This is a genomic window from Snodgrassella gandavensis (genome assembly GCF_914768025.1).
Classification (GTDB): Bacteria; Pseudomonadota; Gammaproteobacteria; order Burkholderiales; family Neisseriaceae; genus Snodgrassella; species Snodgrassella gandavensis.
Map to the genome: position 1 here is coordinate 372,919 of NZ_CAJZCE010000001.1, position 9,100 is coordinate 382,018.

General features: G+C 43.7%; 8 protein-coding genes and 1 pseudogene. 6 read left to right on the forward strand and 3 right to left on the reverse strand.

The annotated features are described in order from the left end of the window. Positions 1-22: 22 nt before the first annotated feature. Both MJ764_RS01745 and pmbA read right to left on the reverse strand, forming a co-directional pair. Positions 23-523, reverse strand: a complete 501-nt coding sequence (locus MJ764_RS01745) for a disulfide bond formation protein B (protein WP_239324053.1) — start codon at positions 521-523, stop codon at positions 23-25. A gap of 88 nt (positions 524-611) precedes the next feature. Then, positions 612-1,943: a metalloprotease PmbA gene (gene pmbA, locus MJ764_RS01750; RefSeq protein ID WP_239324092.1), complete on the reverse strand. Its 1,332-nt coding sequence runs from the start codon at positions 1,941-1,943 to the stop codon at positions 612-614. A gap of 141 nt (positions 1,944-2,084) precedes the next feature. Here pmbA and yjgA point away from each other — a divergent pair, with 141 nt between their 5' ends. The 6 genes from yjgA to MJ764_RS01780 all read left to right on the forward strand — a co-directional run bounded on the left by yjgA (position 2,085) and on the right by MJ764_RS01780 (position 7,821). Further along, on the forward strand, positions 2,085-2,609 hold the full coding sequence (gene yjgA, locus MJ764_RS01755; RefSeq protein ID WP_239324054.1) for a ribosome biogenesis factor YjgA: 525 nt from the start codon (positions 2,085-2,087) through the stop codon (positions 2,607-2,609). Between the two features lie 84 nt (positions 2,610-2,693). Beyond that, positions 2,694-3,482 (forward strand): indole-3-glycerol phosphate synthase TrpC, encoded by a 789-nt coding sequence (gene trpC / locus MJ764_RS01760; protein WP_239324055.1) that lies wholly within the window; start codon positions 2,694-2,696, stop codon positions 3,480-3,482. Positions 3,483-3,531: 49 nt separating this feature from the next. Further along, a complete protein-coding gene (map, locus tag MJ764_RS01765) occupies positions 3,532-4,311 on the forward strand; it encodes a type I methionyl aminopeptidase (RefSeq protein WP_239324094.1) in 780 nt (259 codons plus the stop codon). Between the two features lie 319 nt (positions 4,312-4,630). Continuing rightward, complete coding sequence (locus tag MJ764_RS01770) at positions 4,631-4,915, forward strand: helix-turn-helix domain-containing protein (protein WP_239324056.1); 285 nt, start codon at positions 4,631-4,633, stop codon at positions 4,913-4,915. 117 nt (positions 4,916-5,032) lie between these two features. After that, complete coding sequence (gene ygfZ / locus MJ764_RS01775; RefSeq protein ID WP_239324057.1) at positions 5,033-5,914, forward strand: CAF17-like 4Fe-4S cluster assembly/insertion protein YgfZ; 882 nt, start codon at positions 5,033-5,035, stop codon at positions 5,912-5,914. A 308-nt stretch (positions 5,915-6,222) separates the two neighbouring features. Beyond that, entirely contained in the window at positions 6,223-7,821 is a 1,599-nt protein-coding gene (locus MJ764_RS01780; RefSeq protein WP_239324058.1) for a peptide chain release factor 3, read from the forward strand. Positions 7,822-8,537: 716 nt separating this feature from the next. On the opposite strand, the pseudogene cdiI reads toward MJ764_RS01780, so the two are convergent. Next, positions 8,538-8,857 (reverse strand): annotated as a pseudogene (gene cdiI, locus MJ764_RS11550) (ribonuclease toxin immunity protein CdiI). Positions 8,858-9,100: the final 243 nt, after the last annotated feature.

A 9,100-nucleotide genomic window follows, 5' to 3' on the forward strand; every position in this document is an offset into this window, starting at 1 on the left:
CATCAACGCAACCAACACAGCTTCATTTTCTAACACTCCTCCCGCGACAACGCCAGAACCATACCCAGACCCATAGCAATACAGCGCTAAAAAATAATGCACTCCATATCGGCAAAGGTACCCACAGAATACGCTGTACCTCACCACAATTGCCTGAGCCACGAATAATCGGTTCATACCAGTCAAATAGAGGCGCATTACGATAAACAAATGTCAATGGTGCACCACAGGAGGGCTGTTCAACTAAGGGCAGGTGCTGAATATATATCTGTTTTATCGCCACATACAGCCCTGCAACTGGCGCCAGACTCACCACAACAGCATTAACCACTCGCTCTAAACAGCTACGATTAGGGCAGCAGGCACACAAAAAAGCCAGTAAAGTTGTTGCAATCACTGCAATACGTTGTTTAATACACATCACACAGGGATTCATGCCCAGAACATATTGACCGATAAATGATCCGGCAGCACAAAGCACTCCCAGAAAAAATACACACCATAATGCCTTACGAAAGCTCATTTTCAATCCTTTCAAGCTGGCTGCTAGCAAAAGCACACTGACTACTAACCGGCTGGCTACAACAAAACAAGCCATAGCCAGTCATGGCTTACACCCCGGCAACCGTCATATTATCAATCAGAATAGAACCCACCTTATGTGTGCTGCGTCTTAATGCATCATCTGCCGCACCAATCATAGCCATAAACATATCCTGCAAACGCGAAGCAATCGTAATACCTTCCACTGGATAGACAATTACCCCATTTTCCACCCAGAAACCAGCCGCACCACGTGAATAATCACCAGTAATCCCATTCACGCCCTGACCCATCAGTTCTGTGACCAGCAAACCAGTGCCCATCGTCTGCAATAGCTCAGCCTGAGTTGCATGCGTATGATTCAGATATAAATTATGCACCCCACCGGCATTACCAGTAGTCGTCATGCCTAACTTGCGTGCACTGTAACTGCTTAAAAAATAGCTAGTCACATGGCCACCATCAATAACCGTACGCTCACGAGTAGCCACACCTTCAGCATCAAAATAAGTACTGGCCAGCGCCTTTTTTACATGTGGCTTTTCAGTCAAAGATACCCATGGTGCCAGAATTTGCCTGCCCAGACTGTCTACCAGAAAACTAGTTTGCCGGTACAGTGCACCACCACTCAGCGCACCCACTAGATGACCAATCAAACTTCCAGCTACCGTAGTATCGAAAACCACCGGATACTTACCAGTAGCAACAGACCGGCCATTCAGGCGCCGTACCGTACGTGCAGCAGCAGTCTGGCCAATCGTTTCAGCTGTAGTCAGATCACGCGCATCACGTGCCAGATCATACCAATAATCACGCTGCATACCGGAAGCATCAGCAGCCACCACACTACAGGAAATACTGTGCCGACTGCCACGCTGATAGGCACAAAAATCATTACTGTTAGCATATACATACTGATAATGGTCAGTCTGCACCTCTGCACCTTCCGAATTACTGATACGCTCATCCGTATCCAGCGCAGCCCGTTCTGTACGTTTGCCAATAGCAATTGCTTCATCCGCAGATAAAGACCAGGGGAAAAACACTTCTGTATCACCCAGCTCTGTTGCCAGCAATGCAGCATCGGCCAAACCGGCACAATCATCCTGAGCAGTATAGCGGGCAATATTCAATGCCGCCGTTACCACATCACCGATTGCCCTATCATTAAAATCGGCAGTACTGGCACGCCCTTTGGCCTGCCCCAGATAAACCGTAATATCTAGAGACTTATCCTGCTGATATTCAATATGTTCAACATCCTGCTGGCGCACCTGCACATTCTGTCCAACAGATTCACTGATATCAATTTCAGCCGCACTTGCTCCCAGTTCTCTGGCTTTCTGCAATGCCTGCTGGCTCAACTGTTGTAACTGTTCGGCGCTGTGATGAAACATAATTAACCTCTTGCAAAGAAGCCTGCATTCTAGCATGCTGCTTTAAGCACTGGCAGCAATGAAACATACATGCCAACTGAAATAATACGGATTTTTTGCTAAAATAGACACTTGAAATTCAGATTACATGTGACACCTAAATATATGAACAGCAACCCTGATAGCCACACCATTGCAGAAAAAGAATGGGTAAGCAAAACCCAGATGAAAAAGCAAATGAACGATTTGCAACAACTGGGCATGGAACTAACCAAACTTTCTGCGGATACCTTAAAAAAAATGAACCTGCCTGAAGATTTATTACAAGCAGTACTAAGCTATCAAAAAATCAGCTCCAACAGCGCCCTGAAACGGCAAGCACAATTTATTGGCCGCCTGATGCGTGAAACCGACACCGCACCAATCAGCGATTATCTAGCACGCCTCAAGGGTGAAAACAACGCACATAACGCCTATTTGCAAAGATTAGAAAACCTACGCCAGCGCCTGATTGCCGATGACAGCAGCCTTACCGAAGTCATCAGCCAGCATCCACATATCGACATCAATAATCTGCGCACCCTGATTCGCAATGCCCGCAAAGAACAGAATGCCGGCAAACCACCAAAAGCATTCAGAGCAATTTTCCAACTACTGAAAACTGAAATCAGCGAAGATACCCCTTCCTGAAACAACAAAACATATCCCTGAAATTAACGGCCATTTCCCTATCTGAATTAAGTCAATTTCAGCACCCGAATCCGGATAAACACCATGAGCGATATCTTAAATAAAATCATTGCCACCAAAAAAAACGAAATGGTTGCAGCTAAAACTGCTGAATCACTGGCTGAAGTACGTGCACAGGCATACGATCAGGCACCGGCACGCCCTTTTCTCGATGCCATCCATACCAAGCATCATCAGGGTAAAGCTGCCATTATTGCCGAAGTCAAAAAAGCCAGCCCATCCAAAGGGCTGATTCGCCCCGACTTCTCGCCGGCAGACATCGCTCGAGCCTATCAGCAAGGTGGAGCCGCCTGCATGTCTGTCCTTACCGATACCAGCTATTTTCAGGGCAGCCTCGCCTACCTTAATACAGCCCGTAACGCCTGTAATCTGCCCGTATTACGCAAAGATTTCATCATCGACATCTATCAGATTTATCAGTCTCGGGCACACAACGCCGATGCGATACTGCTTATCGCAGCAGCACTAAGCCATACCCAGCTAAATGAATATGAAGCCATTGCCCACGAACTAGGCATGACCGTATTACTTGAGATTCATAACGAAGATGAACTGGAAAAATGCATCAATATGCGCACCCCACTATGGGGCGTAAACAACCGCGATCTGCGTACATTTGAAGTGGATTTACAGCAAACCATCAAACTTCTGCCGGCACTAACCGGCAAAACCATCGTTACCGAAAGCGGCATTTTTACCACAGACGACATTCACATGATGCAACAGCATCAGGTTAACACCTTTCTCATTGGTGAAAGCCTGATGCGCAAACAGAACATTGCTGATGAATTAAGTATACTGGTCAATGCCTGAAGCATTTATACACCCTATCTAAACCGCATTAATTACCCTAAAAGGAAAAATCATGGCCGTGATTATTAAAAATGCAGAAGAAATTGCTGCAATGCGCGTTGCAGGCCGGCTGGCTGCCGAAGCGCTTGACTATATAGGCCAGTTCATCAAGCCAGGTATCACCACCAACGAAATCGACAAACTGATACATGATTACCATATCAACGTTCAGGGCGGCTATCCTGCACCATTGGGATATGGTAACCCACCATTTCCAAAATCCTGCTGCACTTCCGTCAACCACGTCATCTGTCACGGCATTCCCGATGACAAACCATTAAAAAATGGCGACATCCTGAACATCGACGTCACCATCATCAAAGACGGTTTTCATGGCGATTCCAGCCGCATGTATGCAGTTGGGGAAATCAGCCCACAGGCACGCCGCCTGATCAACATCACCCATGAAAGTATGATGGCCGGCATCTCAGCAGTTAAACCAGGTGCCACTCTGGGTGACATCGGCTATGCATGTCAGCAGGTTGCCGAAAATGCCGGATATTCCATGGTACAGGAATTCTGTGGACATGGAGTTGGCCGCGGTTTTCATGAAGAACCACAAGTGTTGCATTATGGTCGGCGCAATACCGGCTTAAAATTGCAACCAGGCATGATATTTACCATCGAACCAATGGTTAATCAAGGTAAACGCCAATTGCGTATCTTAAATGACGGCTGGACAGTCGTAACCAAAGATCACAAACTCTCTGCACAGTGGGAACACGAAGTACTGGTCACCGAAAATGGTTACGAAATTCTCACCATCAGCCCATTAACAGGCAAACCTTAAACCTATCAAAAAAACAACAAAATTTTACATTAAGGAATCATTAACATCTGATTTAAGACAATAAATCTTAACTAATTTTAATTAAAATAAAATATGTATTATTTTTGAAACACCATATTTTTATAAACCAGCAGCAATATTGTATTGAATGTAAAAACTATTGTGATAATATTGAAGTCCATAGATAATTATGCATATTGGTCTAACATTAGTCATTACATTTAATGACTAAACTTACCAAAATAATTAAATGTTTATGAATGATCATATTAATTAATTCTACTAACACATAGACAACTTGTTTTTAAGGTATAACAATATGAAAGCTTTTAAACCTATCAACAATGTGCGCGAAATCCGTAAAAAACTCGGTCTGAACCAAATCGAGTTCTGGAGTCAGGTTGGCGTCACTCAATCAGGTGGCTCTCGTTACGAAGCTGGCCGCAACATTCCAAAACCAGTTCGCGAACTGGTACGACTAGTACATGTTGAACAGCTGGAATTAAGCAAACTCAATCGCGCAAACATGGAAGTGGCTGAACTGCTTAAAAACGAGCATCCTGAAATGTATCTAGAACTGAAAGCAAAAATAGAAGGAAAATAACCCTTTCTATCAGCCTTTTTAACAGAGCTCCGTACCAGATTCTGGACGGAGCTTTTATCTTGTTTATTAAAAATTCAGCCCTATAATAGAGCACAACAAATTAATCAGGATTTATCCATGACACACACAGCATCTACCCTGATGCCTTTTTTTGGTCTCATCCGGGTAAGTGGCGAAGACCGCGCCTCATTTCTACACAACCAACTGTCCAACGACATAAACCACCTGCCAGCAGGCCAGGCGTGTCTGGCAACCTACAACACAGCCAAAGGCCGCGTAATAGCCAACATAGTAGTACTCAACAGAGGCGAAGACATCATCCTGATTGCTGCAGCCGATCTGTGCGAAACATTACAAAAAAAACTACAGATTTACATCATGCGCAGCAAAGTGAAACTGGAATGCATGGCTGAATGGGGTGCAGCTGTAAACGTACCAACCAGTACAACCACATCAGCAGAACCAGCACAACCACAATATGTATTATCAACCACCCAAGCAAACCAAATCTGGCATATAACCCTGCCAGATAACTCCACTATCCAGATTGGCAAAATCAGCCAGCTCCCCCCATTAAATATAGAAACAAGCAAAACATGGCTGGCACATCAGATTAACAGCGGCAATCCGTGGATCAGCGCAGCTACCACAGAAACCTGCGTAGCTCAAATGCTCAACCAGCAACTGATCGGCGCAGTCCATTTCAAAAAAGGCTGTTATCCCGGTCAGGAAATCATTGCCCGTGCTCAATACCGTGGTCAGGTAAAACGCGGACTGGCTCTACTAGAAGCCACCAGCACACTCTCCGCTGGTGATATCATCAACGATAGCAACAACGAAGAAGTCGGCCTGATTATCAATCAAGTACAACAAGGAGCAATCACCTTAGCTCTGGCTGTAATCAAACACAGCGCGGCTGAAACCCAATTACAGTGTCGTAACCATCCCATTGCCACAAAAAAGTGCTTTTTTACCACAGCTATTACCAAAAATACCTGAAATAGCAAATAACCACCTGCCAGTAGATACTTCCTCATGCCTACTGCTGGCAAATATATTGAATAATAAAACACAAAAATGCAAATGCATATCCAAAATAAATATTACCCAGTTCTAGCTATTTTCAAATACCGGCTTTATACCAACCATAGCAAACTTACCACCATTTAACTCAACTGATTAAAAGCCACTATTTTCACCTATAAACCACACAAATAACAGATTTTATATCAACCTGTGCTACAATATAACCTTTACAAGACGGCCACAGCCGTCTTGTTTTTATTGTTTGTAGAATACAAAAAATCATGAGTCAGATTGCCCAGGAAGCGGCACGCCGCCGCACATTTGCGATTATTTCCCACCCGGACGCCGGTAAAACAACCCTCACCGAAAAACTATTATTGTTTTCCGGAGCCATTCTCTCAGCCGGTACCGTCAAAGGCAAAAAATCCGGAAAATTTGCCACCTCAGACTGGATGGAAATCGAAAAACAGCGTGGCATATCCGTAGCCTCTTCCGTCATGCAGTTCGATTATCGCCAGCATGTCGTCAACCTACTCGATACCCCCGGCCATGAAGACTTTTCCGAAGACACCTATCGCGTACTCACCGCAGTAGACAGCGCCTTGATGGTCATTGATGCAGCCAAAGGCGTAGAAGCACAAACCATCAAACTCTTAAACGTCTGCCGCTTGCGTGATACCCCAATTGTTACCTTCATGAACAAATACGATCGTGAAGTGCGAGACTCTCTCGAACTACTTGATGAAGTAGAAAATATCCTGCATATCCGCTGCGCCCCGATTACCTGGCCGATTGGCATGGGCAAAAACTTCAAAGGCGTATACCACATCCTCAATGATGAAATTTACCTGTTTGAAGCCGGTGGCGAAAAACTACCACATCAATTTGATGTCATCAAAGGCATCAACAATGTCCGTCTGGATGAACTCTTTCCCATAGAAATACAGCAACTGCGTGAAGAAATTGAGCTCGTACAGGCAGCCTCAAATGAATTTGACTTAGATGCCTTTCTGCGTGGCGAACTTACCCCCGTCTTTTTCGGTTCAGCCATCAATAATTTTGGCATTCAAGAAATACTCAATGCCCTGATCGACTGGGCACCAGCGCCACAACCACGCGAAACTCTCGAACGAGTAGTCGAGCCCATCGAAACCAAATTCACCGGTTTTGTATTCAAAATTCAGGCAAATATGGATGCCAAGCACCGCGACCGCATTGCATTTTTGCGTGTATGCTCCGGCGAATTCACCCGTGGCATGAAGATCAAACATCTACGCTTAAATCGCGATATTGCAGCTTCCAGCGTTGTTACCTTCATGTCTCATACCCGCGAGCTGGTCGAAGAAGCCTTTGCCGGCGACATTATCGGTATTCCCAACCACGGCAATATCCAGATTGGCGACAGCTTTACCGAAGGTGAACGTCTCACCTTCACCGGTATTCCATTTTTTGCCCCTGAGCTATTCCGCGCCGTACGGATTAAAAATCCACTAAAAATGAAGCAGCTACAAAAAGGTTTACAGCAGCTGGGTGAAGAAGGTGCCGTACAGGTATTCAGGCCACACAACGGCGGCGACCTCATACTTGGCGCCGTAGGCGTATTGCAGTTTGAAGTAGTCACAGCCCGTCTGGCTAATGAATATGGCGTCGATGCCGTATTTGAATCTGTCAGCATCTGGTCAGCACGCTGGGTATCCTGTCCCGACCGGAAAAAACTGGCCGAATTTGAAAAAGCCAACGTACTTAACCTCGCTACCGATGCCGGTGGCAACCTCACCTACCTCGCCCCCAACCGCGTTAACCTATCGCTTACCGAAGAACGCTGGCCAGATATCCGTTTCCATGAAACACGAGAATTAACCGCCCAGATTAACGACTAAACGCACCAAATTGTTTTCAACAAAAGCAGCTTGTCTAATAAAGAACAAGCTGCTTTTATTTTTATAAAAATACCACAAAATCAAATTGGCTTAATCGCACATAAATCATAAATTCAAAATACAATAATTAGATCAAATAGAAACTACTTGTATTAAATAAAGTTCTATAAATATTTTAATACGAGTAAAATGAGCTTAAAATTCAAAATTTATTTTATCAACACTAATTAATAAGAGATGGAATATGATAAGAGATCCAAAAATTGCTGGGGAAGTTAGCGATTTAATGCTGAACATAACCACTGAACTAAACCAATCACTATTTAAAGTACAAGATTGCTGTCCCAAAGACGAATTTATTGCATATTGAAGAATTGTTGGAAAAGTAATGGGAGAAATATTTTTCTTTTTAGACCCACTATTCCGTGAACACCCAGAACTCAAACCAAAAGATTGGGACTAATAAAATTAACTATTTATTATTACTTCTATAGGCTTTTTTTATCAGCTATATGTTTTGTCTTGTGGGCTGATAATACTCAGTTTGCCGCCGATGTTGGCCTCAATACGGTTGGCACTGGCCTAGGCACCAATCGAGGGGGGGAGATGTTGCCTTTGCTGCTCAAGCTGAGTTTGTCTGACTGTAAGGTGGTCTGGCTGTGGGTTTGGCACCCAGATGGGTTTTACTGCTCCTAAAATTATCCTCGGATGGTTGTTCAGTTAGGTATTTTAGAAAGTAGCTCGTCAACTTTATCATTATCTTCTGGATGAAGTGCAAGATATTTTTCACATACTAGCCTAACATAATAATAACAGGTTTCTTCACTGACTACTATTTCATCATTTTTTTCTGGAGGATAACCTATAGCAAAAAAACACCCTCTTCGAAAATCATATCATCTAAAAAACCATCATACTCGCAAGCAAAATGACAATATGCACTATCCGTGCTAAATCCTGTCTTTTTAATCATATAATCAACTGCTTTTAAAAAGTAGCCTTCATCATACATAATATCAAAATAAGATACTACAATTAAGTTTAGCCCTGTATCAACATCGGCTTAGGTGAATAATTCTTTTGTCATTTTATACCTCCTCCAGGATGAAAATTTCTTACTATACCTGTCGTTTTATCGATATATATACTAAATTGTATTAACTTAAACTTAATCTGACAGACACTACCTACTCATCGGCATTCGTTCTAACACAATGACTGTCTGATGAGTAAAATAAATTCTCTAGCTGCTTTTCTTTAGCCAGTCCTTTTGTCTCTA

Excerpts from the sequence above, each read along its gene's own strand:
- MJ764_RS01780 (WP_239324058.1), top strand. The coding sequence starts at position 6,223 with ATGAGTCAGATTGCCCAGGAAGCGGCACGCCGCCGCACATTTGCGATT.
- trpC (WP_239324055.1), top strand. The coding sequence starts at position 2,694 with ATGAGCGATATCTTAAATAAAATCATTGCCACCAAAAAAAACGAAATG.
- yjgA (WP_239324054.1), top strand. The coding sequence starts at position 2,085 with ATGAACAGCAACCCTGATAGCCACACCATTGCAGAAAAAGAATGGGTA.
- ygfZ (WP_239324057.1), top strand. The coding sequence starts at position 5,033 with ATGACACACACAGCATCTACCCTGATGCCTTTTTTTGGTCTCATCCGG.
- MJ764_RS01745 (WP_239324053.1), bottom strand. The coding sequence starts at position 523 with ATGAGCTTTCGTAAGGCATTATGGTGTGTATTTTTTCTGGGAGTGCTT.
- MJ764_RS01770 (WP_239324056.1), top strand. The coding sequence starts at position 4,631 with ATGAAAGCTTTTAAACCTATCAACAATGTGCGCGAAATCCGTAAAAAA.